This window comes from Pseudomonas sp. AK181, from assembly GCF_051122975.1.
Lineage (GTDB): Bacteria > Pseudomonadota > Gammaproteobacteria > Pseudomonadales > Pseudomonadaceae > Aquipseudomonas > Aquipseudomonas lactis.
Genome location: NZ_CP146348.1, coordinates 5,011,025 through 5,033,988 on the forward strand (window position 1 = coordinate 5,011,025; position 22,964 = coordinate 5,033,988).

The 22,964-nt window shown below is 61.3% G+C and carries 19 protein-coding genes; 9 read left to right on the plus strand and 10 right to left on the minus strand.

Translation table 11 applies throughout. From position 1 onward, the window contains the following. Positions 1-367: 367 nt before the first annotated feature. Both V8689_RS22930 and V8689_RS22935 read left to right on the plus strand, forming a co-directional pair. A complete protein-coding gene (locus V8689_RS22930) occupies positions 368-1,363 on the plus strand; it encodes an AAA family ATPase (RefSeq protein WP_056789215.1) in 996 nt (331 codons plus the stop codon). Between the two features lie 7 nt (positions 1,364-1,370). Then, a complete protein-coding gene (locus V8689_RS22935; protein ID WP_056789212.1) occupies positions 1,371-2,702 on the plus strand; it encodes a DUF58 domain-containing protein in 1,332 nt (443 codons plus the stop codon). A 52-nt stretch (positions 2,703-2,754) separates the two neighbouring features. On the opposite strand, the gene V8689_RS22940 is transcribed toward V8689_RS22935, so the two are convergent. Both V8689_RS22940 and V8689_RS22945 read right to left on the minus strand, forming a co-directional pair. Then, positions 2,755-3,114: a PilZ domain-containing protein gene (locus V8689_RS22940; RefSeq protein ID WP_056789208.1), complete on the minus strand. Its 360-nt coding sequence runs from the start codon at positions 3,112-3,114 to the stop codon at positions 2,755-2,757. A 222-nt stretch (positions 3,115-3,336) separates the two neighbouring features. Continuing rightward, positions 3,337-3,711: a tetratricopeptide repeat protein gene (locus tag V8689_RS22945; RefSeq protein ID WP_003193903.1), complete on the minus strand. Its 375-nt coding sequence runs from the start codon at positions 3,709-3,711 to the stop codon at positions 3,337-3,339. A gap of 173 nt (positions 3,712-3,884) precedes the next feature. Here V8689_RS22945 and pyk point away from each other — a divergent pair, with 173 nt between their 5' ends. After that, a complete protein-coding gene (gene pyk / locus V8689_RS22950; RefSeq protein ID WP_003193904.1) occupies positions 3,885-5,336 on the plus strand; it encodes a pyruvate kinase in 1,452 nt (483 codons plus the stop codon). Between the two features lie 222 nt (positions 5,337-5,558). Here the strand turns inward: pyk and V8689_RS22955 are convergent, their stop codons facing one another. Continuing rightward, a complete protein-coding gene (locus V8689_RS22955) occupies positions 5,559-6,500 on the minus strand; it encodes an iron-sulfur-binding ferredoxin reductase (RefSeq protein ID WP_056789205.1) in 942 nt (313 codons plus the stop codon). A gap of 303 nt (positions 6,501-6,803) precedes the next feature. On the opposite strand from V8689_RS22955, the gene V8689_RS22960 reads away from it, so the two are divergent. The 4 genes from V8689_RS22960 to V8689_RS22975 all read left to right on the plus strand — a co-directional run bounded on the left by V8689_RS22960 (position 6,804) and on the right by V8689_RS22975 (position 13,651). After that, positions 6,804-8,327, plus strand: a complete 1,524-nt coding sequence (locus V8689_RS22960) for a fumarate hydratase (RefSeq protein ID WP_003193907.1) — start codon at positions 6,804-6,806, stop codon at positions 8,325-8,327. 618 nt (positions 8,328-8,945) lie between these two features. Beyond that, complete coding sequence (locus tag V8689_RS22965; protein WP_056789203.1) at positions 8,946-10,712, plus strand: ATP-binding protein; 1,767 nt, start codon at positions 8,946-8,948, stop codon at positions 10,710-10,712. After that, a complete protein-coding gene (locus V8689_RS22970) occupies positions 10,706-12,031 on the plus strand; it encodes a sigma-54-dependent transcriptional regulator (protein WP_056789201.1) in 1,326 nt (441 codons plus the stop codon). Before V8689_RS22965 ends, V8689_RS22970 begins: the two co-directional genes overlap by 7 nt. Positions 12,032-12,331: 300 nt before the next feature. Then, on the plus strand, positions 12,332-13,651 hold the full coding sequence (locus V8689_RS22975; protein WP_032895468.1) for an MFS transporter: 1,320 nt from the start codon (positions 12,332-12,334) through the stop codon (positions 13,649-13,651). Between the two features lie 100 nt (positions 13,652-13,751). On the opposite strand, the gene V8689_RS22980 is transcribed toward V8689_RS22975, so the two are convergent. After that, positions 13,752-14,507, minus strand: a complete 756-nt coding sequence (locus V8689_RS22980) for a COG4705 family protein (RefSeq protein ID WP_056789199.1) — start codon at positions 14,505-14,507, stop codon at positions 13,752-13,754. A gap of 177 nt (positions 14,508-14,684) precedes the next feature. On the opposite strand from V8689_RS22980, the gene V8689_RS22985 reads away from it, so the two are divergent. Further along, on the plus strand, positions 14,685-15,305 hold the full coding sequence (locus V8689_RS22985) for a flavin reductase family protein (protein WP_032895466.1): 621 nt from the start codon (positions 14,685-14,687) through the stop codon (positions 15,303-15,305). A 99-nt stretch (positions 15,306-15,404) separates the two neighbouring features. Here the strand turns inward: V8689_RS22985 and V8689_RS22990 are convergent, their stop codons facing one another. Next, positions 15,405-15,650 carry a hypothetical protein gene (locus V8689_RS22990; protein WP_056789193.1) on the minus strand — a complete coding sequence of 82 codons (246 nt, stop codon included), beginning with the start codon at positions 15,648-15,650 and terminating at the stop codon, positions 15,405-15,407. 41 nt (positions 15,651-15,691) lie between these two features. Next, a complete protein-coding gene (locus V8689_RS22995; RefSeq protein WP_056789190.1) occupies positions 15,692-16,033 on the minus strand; it encodes a putative quinol monooxygenase in 342 nt (113 codons plus the stop codon). Between the two features lie 327 nt (positions 16,034-16,360). Here V8689_RS22995 and V8689_RS23000 point away from each other — a divergent pair, with 327 nt between their 5' ends. Beyond that, positions 16,361-17,290, plus strand: coding sequence for an AraC family transcriptional regulator (locus V8689_RS23000; RefSeq protein WP_003193916.1), 930 nt, complete (start codon positions 16,361-16,363; stop codon positions 17,288-17,290). A gap of 515 nt (positions 17,291-17,805) precedes the next feature. Here V8689_RS23000 and V8689_RS23005 read toward each other — a convergent pair. The 4 genes from V8689_RS23005 to edd all read right to left on the minus strand — a co-directional run bounded on the left by V8689_RS23005 (position 17,806) and on the right by edd (position 22,917). Continuing rightward, the gene (locus tag V8689_RS23005) at positions 17,806-19,275 is read right to left on the minus strand and encodes an ATP-binding protein (protein ID WP_056789187.1); all 1,470 of its coding nucleotides are present in this window, start codon (positions 19,273-19,275) and stop codon (positions 17,806-17,808) included. Further along, positions 19,265-19,999: a response regulator gene (locus tag V8689_RS23010; RefSeq protein ID WP_003193918.1), complete on the minus strand. Its 735-nt coding sequence runs from the start codon at positions 19,997-19,999 to the stop codon at positions 19,265-19,267. The genes V8689_RS23005 and V8689_RS23010 overlap by 11 nt, the downstream gene beginning before the upstream one ends. Before the next feature lie 138 nt (positions 20,000-20,137). Further along, positions 20,138-21,094: a glucokinase gene (locus V8689_RS23015; RefSeq protein ID WP_060766102.1), complete on the minus strand. Its 957-nt coding sequence runs from the start codon at positions 21,092-21,094 to the stop codon at positions 20,138-20,140. After that, positions 21,091-22,917 carry a phosphogluconate dehydratase gene (gene edd, locus V8689_RS23020; RefSeq protein ID WP_056789179.1) on the minus strand — a complete coding sequence of 609 codons (1,827 nt, stop codon included), beginning with the start codon at positions 22,915-22,917 and terminating at the stop codon, positions 21,091-21,093. Before edd ends, V8689_RS23015 begins: the two co-directional genes overlap by 4 nt. Between the last annotated feature and the right edge of the window lie 47 nt (positions 22,918-22,964).

The following is a 22,964-nucleotide window of genomic DNA, read 5'->3' on the forward strand; positions in this document are numbered from 1 at the left end:
TCAAAATGGGTGTCCGGTTTCATTAGACCACTACAGTTATAGGCATTTCTCATCAAGGTTGCATATGCTCGATTCTCCAGAAAAGGGCTATTCTGGCCTTCAGACGAGACCCCGTCCTCTACAACACTCTCCTAACAAAGTCACCAACCTGCCTTGGGATGCACTACCTGAAACGTTACTGGTTGCTCTAGCCTAACCTCCACTCCAGACGAGCTCAAAATGAGAAGGTTCTTAGGATTGCAATTGTGCATGCTGGCCTTCACTCACTCGGTCCACACGTGAAAACACGTGAAAAACGTTAAATTAGGTAAGTAACTGATTTATGGAAGATAAAACAAATTTAACCGTTAGCAGGGCACCAGAAATCGTGAGCGACTCTCCACTGGCCACCGCCCTGACCGCCGAGAACCTTCAGCATGCCAGCCAGCATGCCCAGGCGCTGCGCGTGGAATTGCGCAAGGCCGTGATTGGCCAGGACCTTGTGATTGACGACGTGCTGACGGCCTTGATCGCAGGCGGCCATGTACTGCTGGAAGGCGTGCCTGGCTTGGGCAAGACCTTGCTGGTACGCGCCCTGGCCCGCTGCTTTGGCGGTGATTTCGCGCGTATCCAGTTCACCCCGGACCTGATGCCCAGCGATGTCACCGGCCACGCCGTGTACGACTTACAGACCGAACAGTTCATACTGCGCAAGGGGCCGTTATTCACCCACCTGCTGCTGGCCGACGAGATCAACCGTGCACCGGCCAAAACCCAGGCAGCGCTTCTTGAAGCCATGCAGGAACGCCAAGTGACCCTTGAGGGTGAGGCATTACCCATCGGCCAACCCTTCATGGTACTGGCGACCCAGAACCCCATCGAGCAGGAAGGCACCTACCCACTGCCCGAGGCCGAGCTGGACCGGTTCATGCTCAAGGTGCGAATGGACTACCCAGATGCTCTACAAGAGCTGGATATGGTCCGCGAAGTGACGCGCTCGTCCAAGGCCGACATGCTGGAGGTACAGCCGTTGCGTACGGTGCTGCAAGCCGAGGACGTAGTAAGGATGCAGCAAATTGCCAGTGACCTGCCGTTGGATGAGCAGGTGCTCGACTACGCCGTGCGCCTGGCCCGTGCCACGCGCAGTTGGCCGGGGTTGGCCATCGGTGCCGGCCCCAGGGCCTCCATTGCTCTGGTACGCGGGGCACGTGCCCGTGCGCTGTTGCGCGGTGGCGAATTCGTCACCCCCGATGACATCAAGGGCTGCGCCCTGGCGGTACTGCGTCACCGGGTACGCATCGCACCAGAACTGGACATCGACGGCCTTGAAGTCGACCAGGTGCTCCAGCAGTTACTCGACCAGATTGCAGCACCAAGGCAATGACGCGGCCATGAAACCGACTCGTCTGCTGCTGACCTGGCTGGGCGTTCTGCTTGGCTTGAACATCTTGCTGGGCGCCTCGGCAGCGTTGCAGTTCAAAGTGCCCGCCACCTTGCACTCGGTAGCCTGGGGCCTGCTGCTGGCCCTGTTGCTGCTGGCGATGCTGGATGCTGCACGCTTGCGTCGTCGCCCTTCGGCCCGCGTGTACAGGGCATTGCCCGGTAGCCTGGCGCTGGGGCGCTGGGAAGAAATACGCCTGGGCCTGGAGCACGACTACCCGCAACCACTGACCGTGCAGGTGTTCGATCACGTGCCCGATGGCCTGGCTGTGGAGAACCTGCCCCAATCCATTCAACTACGCCCCGGTGAACGTGCTGAGCTGGGCTATCGCGTGCGCCCCTTGCGGCGCGGGCACTTCCATTTCAGTCGCTGCGAGCTGCTGCTGCCCAGCCCATTGGGGCTGTGGTCGGCACGACGCTGGGTCGACACCCACGATGCCACCCGCGTTTACCCGGATTTCGCACGTTTATACGATGCGCAGTTACGGGGTGTGGATAACTGGCTGAGCCAACTGGGCGTGCGCCAACATCAGCGGCGAGGATTGGGCCTGGAGTTTCACCAACTGCGCGAGTTTCGTGAAGGCGACAGCCTGCGTCAGATCGACTGGAAAGCCACCGCCCGCCAACGAACGCCCATTGCCCGGGAATACCAGGATGAGCGCGACCAGCAAATCGTGTTCATGCTCGATTGCGGCCAGCACATGCGCAGCCAGGATGATGAGCTGTCCCATTTCGACCACGCCCTCAATGCCTGCCTGCTGCTGAGCTACGTCGCCTTGCGCCAGGGCGATGCCGTAGGGCTGTGCACGTTCGCCAGCGACCAGCCGCGCTACCTGAAGCCGATCAAGGGTAGTGGCCAATTGAACCTGTTGCTGAATGCGGTCTACGACCTGCAGACCACGCGAAAAACCGCTGACTACCAGGCTGCCGCCAGCCAATTGCTGGCACGGCAAAAACGCCGGGCGCTGGTGATCATCGTCACCAACCTGCGGGATGAGGAGGATGAAGCCTTGATGGCCGCCGTCCAGCGTATCGGCCGGCATCACCGGGTACTGGTGGCCAGTCTACGGGAGGAGGTCCTCGACCAACTACGCCAGGCCCCTGTGCAAACATTGCCCGAAGCGCTGGCTTACTGCGGCACGGTCGATTACCTCAATACCCGCAACCAACGCCATGATCGCTTGAGTGCCCATGGGCTCTCGGTGCTGGATACCTTGCCATCGGCGCTGGGTGCCGGGCTGGTCACGCGCTATCTGGAATGGAAAAAGGCCGGAGTATTCTGAGGATGACTGCGCAGGGCCATGGCCAGGAAACAGCCACGACCCCACGCATAATTCAGACAGAGGCCTGCAAAGGATAAAAGCTGAAGTACTGCAACAGCGCGTTGATCAGATGCCGGTACTCTTCGGGTGCCTCAAGCAAGCTGAACCCCGAGTCGTAATGCTGCGGGGTGACATCTTCGTGGCTCCACAAGCAGGTTGCCGTGAGATCAATCGCCTTGAACTCGCCTTGCGCCACCGGCACTTTCAAGCGCAGCTCGAAATCCACCTCGGTCATCATGGGTAACGAGCTGATCAGCATCAGACCGTTTTCAGACACATTTCCAAGAAAGCCGATAGGCTTGTCAGTAATACGATTGAACACCTGCAAAAAATACGGCAGTTGATGCCGTTCGATCCGTCGTTCGGTAAACATGGTGAAGTCGCCATCCAATAGCCAAAAATCTGGCCGTGCCAGTGATTCGGAACAAGCAATCGCTCGCTCTCCCTGGATCTCGGTGTGACAACACGTACCGCTTGCCACCAAACAGCTGCCGAATCCGGGCCTTGCATCCGTTCGAATGGGAAACTGCACAAACAGACATTCAAAGAATAGCGCAAGACTGGCGACCGGCCAGCTCTGAAGCGATAAATACCCTTACAGCGACGCAGGCCGTGGTTTTGCCAGGCCTGCAGCCGGCAGATGCCCCAATTGTTGCAAGGTATCGAGCCGCGCGCGGGCTCGATAGGCGTACTCGCTCGACGGGTAGTGGCCGATGATGAACTGATAGGTCTGTGCGGCATCGACAAACAGTTTCTGGCGTTCCAGGCACTGCCCGCGCAACATCGAAACCTCCGGTTGCACGTAGCGGCGGGTACGGCTCTCGCGATCGACCTGGGACAACTCCAGGGTGACACGCTGGCAATCACCGACCCCATAGGCGCGGTAAGCGTTGTTCAAATGGTGGTCCATCGACCAGCGGGTACAGCCGACAACACTGACGGCCAGGGCAGCAACGAGCAAAATTCGCATGGGGTTCTCCTGTCTTGTGCAGTGTATCGACCCCTGGTCGAAAATCTTCAAGGCGTTTGCCCATTCAACCGCAGCCAAAACAAGCCAATCGTCGATAAGTAGTGCAAACGAACAATGACTACAACGAAAGAGCATAGTAGCCTTCCCCAGCGCTTGAACTCAGGAGTCCGTGCATGTCCGTCCGTCGTACCAAAATCGTCGCCACCCTTGGCCCGGCCAGTAACTCGCCGGAAGTCCTCGAACAGCTGATTCTGGCTGGTTTGGACGTCGCCCGTCTGAACTTCTCCCACGGCACCCCGGACGAGCACAAGGCTCGCGCCAAGCTGGTGCGTGACCTCGCCGCCAAGCATGGCCGCTTCGTTGCACTCTTGGGCGACCTGCAAGGCCCGAAAATCCGTATCGCCAAATTCACCAACAAGCGGATCGAGCTGAAGATCGGTGACAAATTCACCTTCTCCACCAGCCACCCGCTGACCGAAGGCACCCAGGACGTGGTGGGCATCGATTACCCGGACCTGGTCAAGGACTGCGGCGTTGGTGACGAACTGCTGCTGGACGACGGCCGTGTGGTGATGCGCGTCGACACTGCCACGCCAACCGAACTGAACTGCACCGTGATCATCGGCGGCCCGCTGTCCGACCACAAAGGCATCAACCGTCGCGGTGGTGGCCTGACGGCGCCGGCCCTGACTGAAAAAGACAAGGCCGACATCAAGCTCGCCGCCGAAATGGAAGTGGACTACCTCGCCGTGTCCTTCCCACGCGACGCCGCCGACATGGAATACGCCCGTAAACTGCGCGACGAAGCCGGCGGTACCGCCTGGTTGGTAGCGAAGATCGAACGCGCTGAAGCCGTGGCCGACGACGAAACCCTCGACGGCCTGATCAAGGCTTCCGATGCCGTGATGGTTGCCCGTGGCGACCTGGGCGTGGAAATCGGTGACGCCGAGCTGATCGGTATCCAGAAGAAGATCATCCTGCACGCACGCCGTCACAACAAAGCGGTGATCGTTGCGACCCAGATGATGGAGTCGATGATTCAGAACCCGATGCCGACCCGTGCCGAAGTGTCCGACGTGGCCAACGCCGTGCTCGACTACACCGACGCCGTGATGCTCTCGGCTGAAAGTGCTGCCGGCCCGTACCCGCTGGAGGCCGTGCAGGCCATGGCGCGTATCTGCGTCGGTGCCGAAAAGCACCCGACCAGCAAGACCTCCAGCCACCGCATCGGCAAGGTCTTCGAAAGCTGCGACCAGAGCATCGCCCTGGCCGCCATGTACACCGCCAACCACTTCCCGGGCGTCAAGGCCATCATCGCCTTGACCGAAAGTGGCTACACGCCGTTGATCATGTCGCGCATCCGCTCATCGGTGCCGATCTACGCGTTCACCCCACACCGCGAAGCCCAGGCCCGCGCGGCCATGTTCCGTGGCGTGTACACCATCCCGTTCGACCCGGCGTCGCTGGCACCGAACGAAGTCAGCCAGAAGGCGATCGACGAGCTGGTTAAACGCGGCGTTGTGGAAAAAGGCGACTGGGTCATCCTGACCAAGGGCGACAGCTACCACACCACCGGTGGCACCAATGGCATGAAGATCCTGCATGTGGGCGACCCGCAGGTCTGAGTGACAGGCTGAAAAACAAAAGCCCCGCCATGTGAATGGCGGGGCTTTTTGCATTTCAATGCAGGTCAATATGTTGAATTTAAGGGCCTCATCGCAGGCAAGCCAGCTCCCACAATAGACCGAGTTGTCTGACCAGACACGGACAACTGTGGGAGCTGGCTTGCCTGCGATGGCGTCATCAGCGTCGGGCGATAAACTCCGATACCGACTTGAGCAGGCTGTTCATAAAGTGAAAGGGCGGGGCAGGAACACATCCGCCAGCAGTTGATTACGCGGCAGTCCCGCCAGGAACAAGCGCTTGGAAAAAGCCTCGACGCTGGTCGGGTGCCCGCAGAGCAAGGCCAGGGTTTTGCGGGAAACAAGCCGCAGTTGCGCCAATGCCGGCTGCAACTGCGCCGCGGTCCATAGCTCCACGGTCAGGTTCCCATGCTGCGCGGCAAGGGCTGCCAGGGGCTCAGCCAGATAATGAGCCTCGGCCTCATGGGCCAGGTGAATCACGCGGATAGCGCCCTGGTGATCCTGGCGCAACGCCTCGCGCAGCACACCCCACAACGGCCCCAAGCCAGTGCCGGATGCAAGCAGCCATAGGGGGCGCGACTGCCAGTCCGGATCGTATTGCAGCGCACCGCCACGCAACTCGCCAAGGCGCAAACGATCGCCGACGTTCAGTTGCCGAGCCGCATCGCTGAATTCGCCCGGCAAGCGACAATCCAGATGAAACTCCAGGTACGGGTCTTCCTGGGGCAAACTCGCCAGCGAATACGGCCGCGCCACCTGCCCCGCCCACAGCACCAGATGCTGCCCGGCGCTGTACCGCAGGGCACGTTCCGGTTGCAGGCGCAGGCGCAGTACCGTCGAACTCAGCCAATCGGCGCCCACCACCTGGGCGGGCAGGCCATCGCGCTGGGGGTCAAACGCCTCGACCTTCAGATCCGCACTGACCCGGCACTGGCACGCCAGGCGCCAGCCTTGCTGGCGCTGCGCCAGGCTCAGGGCTTCGGGCTGCTGGTCGTCAACCTCACCCTCGCAACGCACCAGGCACGCATGGCAACTGCCGGCCCGGCAACTGAAGGGCACGGCCACGCCGGCCTGATTCAAGGCATCCAGCAGGTTGCTGCCGGAGGTGACCGACCAGTGGCGTTCGCCGACGTACAGTTCAGGCATAACGCCGTTACCTCTCTAGGTAGGAGCGAGCTTGCTCGCGAAGATCGCTAACGATAACGCGGACAACCAGATGAAACCCACCAGATTCACGCTTTTCGCAAGCAAGCTCGCTCCTACAGATAACCGGGCCGGGCATTCGTGACCATAGTCGGGTGTATCGGCCACCGTGCCGGGTTATACTGCCGCGCCTTTTTAGCGTCGCGCCTGCACCATTCTGGCGTGCCTTGGAAAGATGGCTTCAGCCGACCGATGCAACACTGACGCCATCTTTATTGAATGTTCCCTTATAGAGGAGCGCGACTCATGACCGTGATCAAGCAAGACGACCTGATTCAGAGCGTTGCCGACGCCCTGCAATTCATTTCCTACTACCACCCCGTTGACTTCATCCAGGCCATGCACGAAGCCTACCTGCGTGAAGAATCGCCGGCGGCCCGTGACTCCATCGCCCAGATCCTGATCAACTCGCGCATGTGTGCCACCGGCCATCGCCCGATCTGCCAGGACACCGGTATTGTCACCGTGTTCGTGCGCGTGGGTATGGACGTGCGTTGGGACGGCGCCACCATGGGCCTGGACGACATGATCAACGAAGGCGTGCGTCGCGCCTACAACCTGCCGGAAAACGTCCTGCGCGCCTCGATCCTCGCCGACCCGGCCGGTGCCCGCAAGAACACCAAGGACAACACCCCAGCGGTCATCCACTACTCCATCGTCCCGGGTAACACCGTGGAAGTGGACGTGGCGGCCAAGGGTGGCGGTTCCGAAAACAAGTCGAAAATGGCCATGCTCAACCCGTCCGACTCGATCGTCGACTGGGTGCTCAAGACCGTTCCGACCATGGGTGCCGGCTGGTGCCCACCGGGCATGCTCGGCATCGGCATCGGCGGCACCGCCGAGAAAGCCGCGGTAATGGCCAAGGAAGTGTTGATGGAGTCCATCGACATCCACGAGCTGAAAAAGCGCGGCCCGCAGAACCGTATCGAAGAAATGCGCCTGGAGCTGTTCGAGAAGGTCAACCAACTGGGCATCGGCGCCCAGGGCCTGGGTGGCCTGACCACCGTGCTCGACGTGAAGATCATGGACTACCCGACCCACGCCGCTTCCCTGCCGGTGTGCATGATCCCCAACTGCGCCGCCACCCGTCACGCGCACTTCGTGCTCGACGGCTCGGGCCCGGCGTCGCTGGAAGCGCCACCGTTGGACGCCTACCCGGAAATCGTCTGGGAAGCCGGCCCATCGGCCCGCCGCGTCAACCTCGACACCCTGACCCCGGAAGAAGTGCAGAGCTGGAAGCCGGGCGAAACCGTACTGCTCAATGGCAAGATGCTCACCGGTCGCGACGCGGCGCACAAGCGCATGGTCGAGATGCTGAACAAGGGCGAAACCTTGCCGGTGGACCTCAAGGGCCGCTTTATCTACTACGTCGGCCCGGTTGATCCGGTGCGCGAAGAAGTAGTTGGCCCAGCGGGCCCGACCACCGCGACGCGGATGGACAAATTCACCCGCCAGATCCTCGAGCAAACCGGCTTGCTGGGCATGATCGGCAAATCCGAGCGCGGCCCGACCGCCATCGAAGCGATCAAGGACCACAAGGCTGTGTACCTGATGGCCGTGGGCGGCGCCGCTTACCTGGTTGCCCAAGCCATCAAGAAGTCGCGCGTGGTTGCCTTCGCCGAACTGGGCATGGAAGCCATCTACGAGTTCGACGTCAAAGACATGCCGGTCACCGTTGCAGTGGACAGCAAAGGCGAGTCCGTCCACATCACCGGCCCTGCCATCTGGCAGAAAAAGATCAGTGACAGCCTGGCGGTAGAAGTGCAGTAAGCACTTTCTCCACAAGCATAAAGGCGACTGCGGCCCCATGGCCCAGTCGCCTTTTTTATGCCTGGAGCAAGGGGCTGCTCCTGATCTTGCTCTTGCTCTTGCTCTTGCTCTTGCTCTTGCTCTTGCTCTTGCTCTGCTTTTGATCTTGATCTCAGGCGCCCCGTTAAACCACGCTGGCCGGAATTCGACAGGGATTTGGGGGGTAAACCGGCAGGGATGCCGGTTTAGCCGCCCCGCGCCATGGATGGCGCGTGGCGGCGGCCCCCCAAATCACTGGCGGATTACGGGCACACCGAGCCTAGGCGAGGTGCCGAGTGGTGGGGCAAGAGCCCTTTGGTTACTTTGGGGCTCTTTTCCAAAGTGACCCGCCGTCAGGCGGAACCCTAAGCGGCCGTTACCGCAGCAATGGATATGTACACAATCCAACTGCGTTGACTGCCAAGCCGCCTTCGCGAGCAAGCCCGCTCCCACATTGCGATCGTGGGGTGTCAGGTAGATAGCCGTCGGCTGGCAGGCCGTCATCGCAGGCAAGCCAGCTCCCACACAAGCGCCTTGGCCACAAGATATGTGCCGCCCATGCTATGGTGCTCGCCCCTTACCGTGCCTGTTCATCATCGTATGATCGTGATCCCTCGCCCCCTGCGCCTGACCTTCTATTCCCTGTTGATCATCGCCGGTGCGGTGCTGGCCGCCGCCTTGGCCACGCGCCATGCCGAACGCCAGGCCCTGGTGGACGACGCAGCCCGCGCCAATCAGCAGCTCGCGCTGTATGCCAACTCGCTGCACACCCTGATCGAACGCTACCGTGCCCTGCCCGCCGTACTGGCGTTGGATTCGGAGATGATCAGCGCCTTGAAGGGCCCGCTGGACGCCGCCACGCAAGACCGGCTCAACCGCAAGCTGGAGCGTATCAACGGCGCTGCGCAGTCTTCGACCCTGGAGCTGATGGACCGCACCGGTCTGGCCGTGGCCGCCAGCAACTGGAACCTGCCCAGCAGTTATGTCGGCCACAATTACGCATTCAGGCCGTATTTCAGCCAGACCCTGAGCCAGGGCACCGGGCGCTTTTATGCGGTGGGCGTTACCACCGGTATTCCGGGTTATTTTCTTTCCAGCGCGGTCGTGGATGAGCACGAGCAGTTCCTCGGCGCCATGGTGGTCAAGCTGGAGTTCCCCGAGCTGGAACGCGAATGGGCCCAGGGCAACGACCTGCTGTTGGTCAGCGATGCGCGAGGCATCGTGTTTATCGCCAACCAGCCGGGCTGGCGTTATCGCAACCTGCGGCCGTTGTCCGAAAATGACCTGGCCGAACTCAAGGCCACTCGGCAATACGACAAGAAGCAACTGCAGCCACTGGACACCCAGCCCCTGCAACGCTTTGACGAAAACAGCCACTTGATCCGCGTCAACGGCCCCGACGGCAACGCCAATTACATCTGGGAGTCGCTGCCGCTCAAGCGCGAAGGCTGGACTCTGCACCTGTTGCGCAAACCCCAGTTTGCCTTTGAAGACCAACGTAACGCGGGCCTTGCCGCTGCGGGTTCGTGGCTGGCATTGGTGTTTTTGGTGCTGTTCCTCAGCCAGCGCTGGCGCCTGGCCCGCTTGCGCCAGCGTAGCCGTGAAGAACTGGAGCAATTGGTCGAGGAACGCACCCAGGCGCTGCGCACCGCCCAGGATGGCCTCGTGCAGTCGGCCAAGCTGGCGGCATTGGGGCAGATGTCGGCCGCCCTCGCCCATGAAATCAACCAGCCACTGACCGCCCAGCGCATGCAACTGGCGACGCTGCGGCTGCTGCTCGACCATGGTCGCGTGGACGATGCCTACAAGGCACTCACACCATTGGATGACATGCTCACGCGCATGGCCGCGCTCACCGGCCACCTCAAGACGTTCGCGCGCAAGAGCCCCAGTGGCCTGCGCGAAAAGCTGGACCTGGCGACGGTGGTCGACCAATCCTTGCACCTGCTCGACGCGCGCCTGCGGGACGAAGCCATCGGTGTGGTGCTGGACCTCACCCGCCCGGCCTGGGTACGTGGCGACGCGATCCGCCTGGAACAGGTGCTGATCAACCTTTTACGCAACGCCCTCGACGCCATGGCCGACAAACCGCGCAAGCGCCTGGAAGTCCGTCTGCACGCCGATCAGCAGCTGTGGCAGTTGAGCGTCTGCGACAGCGGCGGCGGGATTGCCGAAGAACACTTGGGCAGTGTGTTCGACCCGTTTTTCACCACCAAGCCAGTGGGCGACGGGCTCGGCTTGGGGCTGGCGGTGTCCTACGCTATCGTGCATGAACTGGGCGGACGCCTGAGTGCCGCTAACCGTGGCGATGGCGCGATTTTCACCTTGACCCTGCCTATCGCCCTGGAGACGCCAGACCTATGTTGAACGCGGTGATTGTGGTCGATGACGAAGCCAGTATTCGCACGGCCGTCGAGCAATGGCTGAGCCTGTCGGGGTTTGACGTGCAGTTGTTCAGCCGCGCCGAAGAGTGCCTGGCGCAACTGCCCAAGGACTTTGCCGGCGTGATTCTGAGCGACGTGCGCATGCCGGGGCTCAGTGGCCTTGAGCTGTTGGCCGAGGTGCAGCGCCGCGATGCCGATTTGCCGGTGATTTTGCTCACCGGCCATGGCGACGTGCCAATGGCCGTCGAAGCCATGCGCGACGGGGCCTACGACTTCCTGGAAAAACCCTTCAGCCCCGACGCCTTGCTCAACAGCCTGCGCCGGGCGCTGGACAAGCGCGGGCTGATCCTGGAAAACCGCCGCCTGCATCAACAGGCCGATCATCGCGTGCAGTTGGAATCCAGCCTGCTGGGCGTGTCCAAGGGCCTGCAAAGTTTGCGTCGCCAAGTGCTGGACCTGGCGAGTTTGCCGGTCAATGTGCTGATTCGTGGCGAGACCGGCAGCGGTAAGGAGCTGGTCGCCCGCTGCCTGCATGACTTCGGCCCACGCGCCAAGAAGCCCTTCGTGGCCCTCAATTGCGCGGCGATCCCCGAGCAGTTGTTCGAAGCCGAGCTGTTCGGGCATGAAAGCGGCGCCTTCACCGGCGCCCAGGGCAAACGTATCGGCAAGCTGGAATATGCCCACGGCGGCACCTTGTTCCTGGATGAAATCGAAAGCATGCCCTTGGCCCAGCAAGTGAAATTGCTGCGCGTATTGCAAGAGCAGAAGCTGGAGCGGCTGGGCTCCAACCAGAGCATCCATGTGGACCTGCGCATCATCGCCGCCACCAAGCCCGACCTGCTGGAAGAGGCCCGTGCCGGGCGTTTTCGCGAAGACCTGGCCTATCGGCTCAACGTCGCCCAACTGCGCCTGCCGCCATTGCGCGAGCGTCGCGAAGATATTCCGCTGCTGTACGAGCATTTTGCGCAAAGCGCCGCCGAGCGTCTGGGCCGCCAGGTCGAACCCTTGAGTGGGCCACAGTTGGGGCGCCTGCTCAGCCATGACTGGCCGGGCAATGTGCGCGAACTGGCCAACGTCGCCGAGCGCCAGGTGTTGGGGCTGGACGAGCCGGAACCGCAAGGGATCGAAGCCGGGCAGTCGTTGGCGGCGCAGCAGGAGGCGTTCGAGGCACACTGCCTGAAGGCCGCGTTGACGCGTCACAAGGGCGATATCAAGGCGGTGCTGGCCGAGTTGCAACTGCCGCGTCGTACCTTCAATGAGAAGATGCAGCGGCATGGGTTGGTGAGGGAGATGTTTGTGTAGCGACCTTCAGATCGTTCCCACGCTCCGCGTGGCAACGCAGCCTAAGACGCTCTGCGTCGCTTTTTAAAGGCGCGACGCGGAGCGTCACCACAGGCGTTACCACGCAGAGCGTGGGAACGATCACTGCAGCCATAAGCGGATTTCCGCTCATCACCCCAAAACCATCAGCGACTTTCCGCTCAAAAAAATCCCGCAACCCTTCTATTCCGGGCCTTCCTCTACCTGGCACAGCTCCTGCTATAGCCCCAACAGGCTGCGCACGCGCCGCTCCATAAAAACAACTAGATGAAGGATCCTTCAATGGATAACTCCAACACCGTGCCTCTGGGATCGACGGCCGCTAAAGCGCAGGAGCGCACCACCTCCAGCCGCATCAAGTCGATTTTCAGCGGATCAGTCGGCAACATGGTCGAATGGTACGACTGGTACGTCTACGCCGCCTTCTCGCTGTATTTTGCCAAAGCCTTCTTCCCCAAGGGCGACACCACTGCCCAACTGCTCAACACCGCCGCGATTTTCGCCGTGGGCTTCCTGATGCGTCCGATCGGTGGCTGGCTGATGGGCCTGTACGCCGACAAGGTCGGGCGTAAAAAAGCCTTGATGGCCTCGGTCTACCTGATGTGCTTCGGCTCGTTGCTGATTGCCCTGAGCCCAGGCTATGAAGTCATTGGTATCGGTGCGCCGATCCTGCTGGTGTTTGCCCGCCTGCTGCAGGGCCTGTCGGTCGGCGGCGAATACGGCACCTCTGCCACTTACCTGAGTGAGATGGCTACCAAGGAACGTCGCGGTTTCTACTCCAGCTTCCAGTACGTGACCCTGATCTCCGGCCAGCTCATCGCGCTGGCGGTGCTGATTGTGCTGCAACAGGTGCTCACCACCGAGCAGTTGTACGCCTGGGGCTGGCGTATCCCGTTCGCCATCGGTGCCTTGTGTGCAGTGGTCGCGCTATACCTGCGTCGTGGCATGGAAGAAACCGAGTCGTTCACCAAGAAAGAAAAAGCCAAGGAAAGCGCAATGCGCACCTTGATGCGCCACCCCAAGGAACTGCTGACCGTGGTCGGCCTGACCATGGGCGGCACCCTGGCGTTCTACACCTACACCACCTACATGCAGAAATACCTGGTGAACACCGTCGGCATGAGCATCTCCGACTCCACCACCATCTCGGCGGCGACGCTGTTTCTGTTCATGTGTCTGCAACCGATCATCGGCGGGCTGTCAGATAAAATCGGCCGCCGCCCGATCCTGATCGCTTTCGGCGTGCTTGGCACCCTGTTCACCGTGCCGATCCTCACCACCCTGCACACCATCCAAAGCTGGTGGGGTGCGTTCTTCCTGATCATGGCAGCGCTGATCATCGTCAGCGGCTACACCTCGATCAACGCCGTGGTGAAGGCCGAGCTGTTCCCGACCGAAATCCGTGCGCTGGGCGTAGGCCTGCCATATGCCCTGACCGTGTCGATCTTCGGCGGTACCGCTGAATACATCGCGCTGTGGTTCAAGAGCATCGGTATGGAAACTGGCTATTACTGGTACGTGACGGCGTGTATCGCGGTGTCGCTGATGGTTTACGTGACCATGAAAGACACGCGTAAACACTCTCGGATCACCACGGACTAAAAACTGTGGGAGCGGGCTTGCCCGCGATAGCGGAGGATCAGTCAAAGTTGTATCAACTGACCCACCGCAATCGCGGGCAAGCCCGCTCCCACATTTAGTCTCAGGACAACTCTGCGGCCTCATTGCGTCCATAACGCCGTTGTGCATACGACGCGCCCGCAATCATCACCACCAGCACCGCCGCCAACACCGCCGATGAACCGACGGTGCCAAAATCCAGGCCGCCCTTTTCATGGGGTTTGGTCAGGAAGTCCCCCAAGGTCGCGCCAAACGGCCGTGTCAGTACAAACGCCACCCAGAACAACAGCACCGACGAGATGCGGGTGAAGTATTTGAGCGCCACCACCGCGGCGATGGTCGAGCCGATCAGCAATGCGCCACCGGCGAAGCCCAACCCCGAATCGTCCGCGAGAAAATCGCCCAATGCGGTGCCCAGGGTGTTGGAAAACAGGATCGCCATCCAGTAAAACAGCTCGCCCCGGAAAGTCTGCACCTTGTTCACGTTCAGCGAGTCACCACTGAGGTGCCACAGCGCAAAGATGATCATCAGGATCACGATCAGGATCATCGACCCGGTGGCGTAGCCCAGCCCCAGCGTGCGGTCCATGAAGTCGGACATCGTGGTACCCGCGGTGCTGGTAGACAAAATCACGATCCAGTACAGCACCGGGTTATAGGTTTTCGACCAGAGTTGTGTCACCAGGGTCACCAGGAAAACGCTGATGAGGATCATGGAGCTGATGGCGTAGCCAACGTTCAAGGTCATCGACAGCAAGTCCCCAGCGGTTTCGCCCAAGGTGGTTGCGCAGATTTTCATGACCCAGAACGCCAGGGTGATCTGAGGAAGTTTGTTCATGCAGTAAATGGCTCCAAGGCTCAGTCTTATAGGGGGTATTGACCTTGGGGCGCAGACTGAAGGGAAAGCTGTGAAAAATAGGTGGCCTATGTATGAAAAATCCATGGGCACCGTGGAAATTCACCGCCATGAATTGCACTATGACGGTCTCTCAAACCGCGTAGCAGGAACCCGGCCATGTCCGACGATATCCACTTTTACGAACCCGCCAACGGCCACGGCCTGCCTCACGACCCGTTCAATGCCATCGTCGGCCCACGCCCGATTGGCTGGATCTCCTCGCACGACCGCGAAGGCCGCCTGAACCTGGCGCCCTACAGCTTCTTCAATGCGTTCAACTACATTCCGCCGATCATTGGGTTTTCCAGTGTCGGGCGTAAAGACAGCCTGAACAATATCGAACAGACTGGAGAATTCGTCTGGAACCTGGCCACCCGCCCGCTGGCCGAGCAGATGAACCAGAGCTGCGCGCCGGTATCGCCCGAGGTGAATGAATTCGAACTCTCCGGGCTGACGCCAGTGGCTTCGAAAATCGTCGGCGTACCACGGGTGGGCGAGAGCCCGGTGTCGTTCGAGTGCAAGGTGACGCAGATCATCCAGTTGCAACGTGCCGACCAGCAGTTGGTGCCGAGCTGGCTGGTGCTGGGCGAGGTGGTTGCGGTGCACATCGCCAAGTGGTTGCTCAAGGATGGGATCTACGACACCGCTGCCGCCGAGCCGATTTTGCGTGGGGGTGGCCCGGCGGATTATTTCCAGCTGGGGCCGGAAGCACTGTTCAAAATGTACAGACCTCAATAGCCCCTGTAGGAGCGAGCTTGCTCGCGAAGATCGTCAACGATAACGCGGGGCACCAGGCTGAACGCGGTGCTCTTGAGTTTTTCGCGAGCAAGCTCGCTCCTACAGTGCGGCGGGGGCCCAGGCCAGTTGGCCTTCTGCATCCACATCGACCAGACGCTCAAGTTGCAACGTCGCTGCATCATCGGCATCGGACGCCGTCTTGAACGTCTGCCCATCAAGGATCTTGTGAAACCTGGGTGCGCCCATGCCATCCAGTGCCTTGACGGCGACGGCGGCGCTATAGCCACCTTCGCCCGGTACTACGGCGGAAACGGCTTCGTGGTGGGCAAATTGTTTACGTGCCATGTTGCAGGTCCTGGCCAATGGAAAGTCGGCCATTCTAACCGCTAACCGGCCAGTTGCAGGTACTCGCCGTACGCCTGTGCCGCCGATGCGTCGGTAAAAGTCTGGAAGTCCATGCTACGCACGACCATGTCGTTCAGCAGCTCAGTGAAGATCATCAGGGCCGCAGAGTTGAAGTAGGCGCTCATGGCCTGCTCGCTGCTCCAGAACCCGGACACCAGCCACACATCGGGGTCGACCTGGGAATGCTGCAACGAGAATTGCAGGCAACCCTGGGTCTGGCGACCCGGTTCAATCAAACTGCTCAAGCGTGCACCGAGTTCGGTGCTGCACCCGCTACGGGCACGGATAAAGGCCATATGGCTCGCGGGAATGGGGGTGGACATGTTCGACTCTCCCGTTGAGAAGTGATGCTCGGCAAGCACAATGAGGGCGTGTTGCCACAGGATCAAAGATAACGGCGCGGGGGTAGGCGCGGTTAGTCAATTCCTGCAGGCTTATTGCACAATCCTGCGAGAAGCGTAGGGAGGACGTTCGGCTTCAGGATTTATTCCAGGCCCAGGCCCCATGTTTCAGGCTGATGACAGGCAGCGTACTTGCCTGATTCACGCGCTCTCGCAGGATCAGGCAAGGATCCTGCAGAATCGACGTAACACTATTTGAAAAGCCGCCGCTAAGCTGAGCCCATCAAAGCCGCGTGTAGAGGACGCCCCATGCCGTCGCCCGAATCCAAGCCCGTTCCCCTCGATGCCGAGATGGAGAAACAACGCGCCGAGCTGGCCAGTATCGTGCACCGCCATACCTGGGAGGACGGCTCCTACGGCACGGCGATCACCTCGCTGTACCTGAACCGCCACAATGCGCCACGGGATTTCATGCCGGTGCTGGTGGAACCCGCGCTGTGCATCCTCGCCAGTGGCAGCAAGGAAGTGCGCCTGGCCGACGAGATCTTTGCCTACGACCCGCTCAACTACCTGGTGTTCTCGGTGGCGATGCCGGTAGCCGGCCGCATTATCGACGCCACCGCCGAGGACCCGAACCTCTCGGTGCGCATCAACATCGACCCGGCGCAGCTCACAGCGTTGATCGCAGAGGCCGGGCCAATGGGCGTGCCCTCGCGCCCGACTTCGCGAGGCATGTACGTCGACCGCATCGATCACGCACTGCTCGACGCGGTGCTGCGCCTGACCCGTTTGCTGGACACCCCAAAAGACATCGCGATGCTCGCGCCGCTGATCAACCGTGAAATCCTCTACCGTTTGTTGCGTGGCCCACAGGGTTATCGCCTGTATGAAATTGCTGTGGCTAACAGCCAGAGCCATCGGGTGAGCCAGGCGATCACTTGGTTGAACGGTAACTACGAACAGCCGCTGCGTATCGACGACCTGGCCAAGGAAGTGAACCTGAGCGTCTCGACCTTGCACCACCGGTTCAAAGCGATCACCGCCATGAGCCCGCTGCAATACCAGAAGCAACTGCGCTTGCAGGAAGCCCGGCGGCTGATGATTGCCGAAGGGCTGGAGGCCTCGGCGGCGGGGTATCGGGTGGGGTATGAAAGCCCGTCGCAGTTCAGCCGGGAGTACAGCCGGTTGTTTGGTGCGCCGCCGCTGCGCGACCTGGCCCGGCTGCGTCAAAGCATCTGATGCACGCGTAGCAACATGTGGGAGCTGGCTTGCCTGCGATGGCGGTGTGTCAGTCACTATTGTATTAACTGACCCACCGTCATCGCAGCATAAGTATCTACACAACTTTGTGGGTTGTAACAGCAGACGGTAACCACGATGCGAAGCGAGCCGCTCTTGCTCTTGATCTGCTTTTGATCTTAGGCGCCCCGTTAAACCACGCTGGCCGGAATTCGACAGGGATTTGGGGGGTAAACCGGCAGGGATGCCGGTTTAGCCGCCCCGCGCCATGGATGGCGCGTGGCGGCGGCCCCCCAAATCACTGGCGGATTACGGGCACACCGAGCCTAGGCGAGGTGCCGAGTGGTGGGGCAAGAGCGTTTTGCTTACTTTTGCGCTTTTCAAAAGTGAGCCGCTGTCAGAGCGGAACCCTAAGTGGCCGTTACCTAAATAACGGATATGTACCCGGTCCAACTGTGTTGACTGTCAGGCCGCTATCGCAGGCAAGCCAGCTCCCACAGTAGGTCTGCGTATATTCAATCTAATCCGCGGGGAAGTTGCAGGGTGACGCGCAGGCCGCCTTCGCGCAGGTTCTGCAAACTCACTTCGCCCCCATGGCTGTGGGCAATGTTGCGCGCAATCCCCAACCCCAACCCGTAACCCTGCTGCTGGCCGGCCAGGCGAAAGTGCGGTTCAAACACTTGCTCCAGTCGCTGCTGCGGCACGCCTGGGCCCTCATCATCCACGTGCAGGATGAACTGCACGCCATCGTCCTCGATGTGCAAATGCGCGTTCTGCCCGTACTTGAGGGCGTTGTCGATCAGGTTACCGATGCAACGCTTGAGCGCCAGCGGTTTGCCTGGGTAGGCAGACAGGGCCGCGCCATCGAGGGTTACTCGGCCATTGCCATGGGGTGCCAGGTACGGCTCCACCAGGCATTCGAGGACGTGGTTGAGGTCTACCGGCTGGATGTTTTCGTGGATGTCGGTGTCTTTCACGCATTGCAGCGCGCCCTTGACCAGCAATTCCAGCTCATCCAGGTCACGGCCGAATTTGTTTTGCAGGTTCTCGTCTTCCAGCAATTCCACGCGCAGGCGCAGGCGGGTGATGGGCGTGCGCAGGTCGTGGGAAATCGCGCTGAACAGCTGGCTGCGCTCGGTCAGGTAACGGCTGATGCGTTCACGCATTGCATTGAACGCACGGCCCACTTCCACCACTTCACTGCCGCCGCCTTCAGCCACCGGCTCCACATCGGCGCCCAGGGACATGTCCCGCGCCGCTCGCGCCAGGCGTTTGAGCGGCCGGCTTTGCCAGTGCACCAGCAGGCCGATGAACAGCAGCAGAAAACCGCTGGTAAGCACGATGAACCACACCTGCTGGGACGGCAGGCCTTGTTCTTCCAGGCTGGTGTAGGGCTCGGGCAACAGCGAGGCGATGTACAGCCATTCGCCGGGCGCCAATTGGATCTGGGTGACCAGCACCGGCGGGTTCACCGGTTCCAGGGTCAATGCGTAATGGGCCCAGGAGCGTGGCAGTTCGTCGAGCTTCAGGCCGGCATTGAAGATGCGCAAGTCTTCGGCGCTGACGAACTCCACCGAGATATGCACGTCGGCCCCCAGGGTCTGGCGCAGCACTTCATCCACCGCCACCAGCACCGCTTGTTTGCGCGGGGTTTCGGGCAGTATTTGCATGTCCAGCGGGCGATCGTTGAGGGTCACCACAAAACGCGTGCCGCCCATGCTGCGCAATTGGTCCAGCACCAAGGGGCGATAGGCCACCGGCAGCGACCGGAAATAACTCACGCTGGCGGTCATTGAATGCGCCAGGCTGCGGGCGCTGGTGACCAGGCCCTCAAGCTGGGTGGCGCGCAGTTGCGACACCCAGATCACGCTGGACAGCGCCTGGGCGAACAGCACCGCCAGCAAGGTCAGCAGTAACATGCGCCCCAGCAGCGAGCGGGGTACCGGCAAGCGGCGCCGGCGTTCGTTCAGCGGTTCAGTGGGCATTGCCGGCAACCACGCTGGCTGCCAGTTGATAGCCGCTGCCGCGCACGGTGCGGATCAGTCGCGGTGGTTTCTCGGTGTCGCGCAGGCGCTGGCGCAGGCGGCTGACGGCCATGTCGACGATACGGTCCAAGGGCATCAGGTCGCGGCCACGGGTGGCGTTGCCGATGGTGTCGCGGTCGAGGATCTGTTGCGGGTGGTCGAGAAACAACTTGAGCAAGGCGAAGTCGGCACCGGAGAGGATCACCTCTTCACCATCCACATGAAACAAGCGGTGGCTGATCATATCCAGGCGCCATTCATCGAACACCCACACATCACCGCCGCTGCTGCGCTCCTGGCCGAATTGGCAGCGGCGCAGCAGTGCCTTGATACGCGCCTGCAATTCGCGGGGGCTGAACGGCTTGCCGATATAGTCATCGGCGCCCAGCTCCAGGCCGATCACGCGGTCGGCTTCGTCGGAACTGGCGGTGAGCATGATGATCGGCACCTGCGCCTGGCGCGGGTGCTGGCGGATCCAGCGGCACAGACTGAAGCCGTCTTCGTCTGGCAACATGACATCGAGGATGACCAGGTCGCACGGCGCCTCGTTCATGGCCTGGCGGAACCCCGCACCGTCGGACACGCCACGGACCTGGAAGCCGGCGCGACTGAGGTAAGTTTGCAGCAATTCGCGGATTTCCTGGTCGTCGTCGACGAGGAGAATGGATTTACTGATTACGCTCACGGGGGCCTCCTTGTTGTTATGGCCTGGCTTAAATCATCGGGTGCCCTTTAGGCCGCCATCGCAGGCAAGCCAGCTCCCACACTTGGAATGCATTCCAGACGGTGGGAGCTGGCTTGCCTGCGATGGCGCCATTATGACCTATGCAAAGGCTTGCTCAAGCGCCACACCCGCCCCAGTCAACCCGGAATATGGCGCCGTCACTAACCACACCGGAATACCTTTGAAGTAGTCGCTCATGCAGCCTTTATCCGCAAAGCTCTTGGCGAAACCGCTGTTGATAAAGAAGTCGGCAAACCTCGGTATCACACCGCCCACGATATACACACCGCCACGCCCGCCCGTGGTCAGCACGTTGTTACCCGCCACCCGGCCCAGCCAGATGCTGAACTGGTCCAAAACTTCCATAGCCACCGAGTCACCGGCCAGGCCCGCCGCCGTGATGGCTTCGGGGGTGTCGAGCACCGGCTCGTGCCCATCCACCGCACAAATCGCCCGGTACAGCCGTGGCAGGCCGCCACCGCTTAACGCGGTTTCGGCGCTGACATGCCCGATCTCGCTGTAGATGTGTTGCCACAGCTGGGTTTCCCGTGGGCTGCTCAGGGGCAGGTCGACATGCCCACCCTCCCCCGGCAATGCTGCCCAACGGCCTGCGCCGAGGTCCAGCAAGGTGCCGACGCCAAGGCCAGTGCCCGGGCCGATCACCACGGCCGGGCGCAAGGGTTCCGGCGTGCCTTCGCAGACCACGCGAAATTCGTCGGGCTTGAGCCGGGTCATGCCCAGGGCCATGGCTGAGAAGTCGTTGACCAGTAACAGTTCATCCACCTGCAGGGCCTGGCAAAACGCGGTTTTGCTCAGGCGCCAGTGGTTGTTGGTGAACTTGAATTCATCGCCGCTCACCGGCCCGGCCACCGACAGGCACACCGCACCGATGTCGCCGATTTGCAGGCCTTCTTCTTTGAGATAGACCTTGATCGCCTCTTCAGGGCTGCCATGATCCGCCGTGGCATGCACGCGGATCGAATGCAGTTCCTGATCCCGCCATAACGCAAAACGGGCGTTAGTCCCCCCGATGTCACCGACCAGCGCAAGCTTCACTTAAGCGTCTCCAAGGCAGAGGTAAAGGCGCTGGCGCCCTGCTCTGCGGAGCTTGCGGCCAAGCGCATGAATGCAAACAGCTCGCGACCGGCCCCCACGTTATTGCCCAACAGGCCCGTGGCAGGCGTGCGCGCTGCAAATACTTCGGCGTCCACCTTAAGCTCCAGGGTGCCGGTAATGCCATCCACACGGATGATATCGCCATCCTGGACCCGCGCCAGCGGCCCGCCGCTCTGGGCTTCGGGGTTGACGTGGATCGCGGCAGGGATCTTACCCGACGCGCCGGACATTCGCCCATCTGTCACCAGCGCCACCTTGAAACCACGGTCCTGCAACACGCCCAGGAACGGGGTCATCTTGTGCAGTTCCGGCATGCCGTTGGAGCGCGGCCCCTGGAAGCGCATCACCGCGACAAAGTCTTTTTCCAACAGGCCAGCCTTGAAGGCATCGGCCAGGTCCTGCTGGTCCTGGAACACCACCGCCGGCGCTTCGACAACCTGATGCTCCGGGGCCACCGCCGACACCTTCATCACGCCACGGCCAAGGTTGCCTTCCATCACGCGCAAACCGCCTTCCGGCGAGAACGCACGGGCCACGGGGCGCAGGATGGTTTCGTCGAGGCTTTCGATCGGGCCGTCGCGCCAGACCAGTTCGCCATCCACCAGGAAAGGTTCCTGGATATAGCGGCTCAGGCCCTTGCCGGCCACGGTGTTGACGTCTTCGTGGAGCAGGCCGGCTTCCAGCAGTTCGCGGATCAGGAACGACATACCGCCCGCCGCCTGGAAGTGGTTGATGTCAGCCTTGCCATTTGGATACACGTGGGACAGGGTCGGCACCACCTCGGAGAGGTCGGCCATGTCCTGCCAGGTCAGGATGATGCCTGCCGACATGGCAATGGCCGGCATGTGCAGGGTGTGGTTGGTGGAGCCGCCAGTGGCGTTGAGCGCAACGATGGAGTTGACGATGGACTTCTCGTCGACAATCTCGCCAATCGGCGTGAAGTTGCCATTGGCCTTGGTCAAGCGCGTGACCTGGTGCGCAGCTTCACGGGTCAACGCATCCCGCAGCGGCGTGTAAGGGTTGACGAACGAAGCGCCGGGCAAGTGCAGGCCCATGACTTCCATCAGCAACTGGTTGGTGTTGGCGGTGCCGTAGAAGGTGCAGGTGCCGGGGCTGTGGTAGGACTTCATCTCCGATTCCAGCAGCTCTTCGCGGCTGGCCTTGCCTTCGGCATAGCGCTGGCGCACATCGGCCTTCTGCTTGTTGGAGATGCCCGACGGCATCGGCCCGCCCGGCACGAAGATCATCGGCAGGTGGCCGTAGCGCAGCGCGCCCATCATCAGGCCCGGGACGATCTTGTCGCAGATGCCCAGCATCAGCGCGGCGTCGAACATGTTGTGGGACAGCGCTACCGCCGTGGACATGGCGATGACTTCACGGCTGAGCAGGCTCAGTTCCATGCCCGGCTCGCCCTGGGTCACGCCGTCGCACATGGCGGGGGTGCCGCCGGCGAACTGGCCGACCGAGCCGACTTCGCGCAGGGCCTTTTTGATTTGTTCGGGGAAATGCTCGTAGGGCTGATGCGCCGAGAGCATGTCGTTATAAGAAGAAACAATTGCCACATTGGCGGCATTCATCATGCGCAGGCTGTTTTTGTCTTCGGTGCCGCAACCGGCCACGCCGTGGGCGAAGTTGGCGCATTGCAGCTTGCCGCGCATCGGACCGTCGCTGGCTGCGCCGCGAATGAGCGCAAGGTAAGCCTCGCGGGTGGCGCGGCTGCGGGCGATAAGCCGTTCGGTGACCTCAAGAACGCGGGGATGCATGTATAGAACTCCAGGCTAACGGATGTGGCGACCTGAGAGTCTATGCT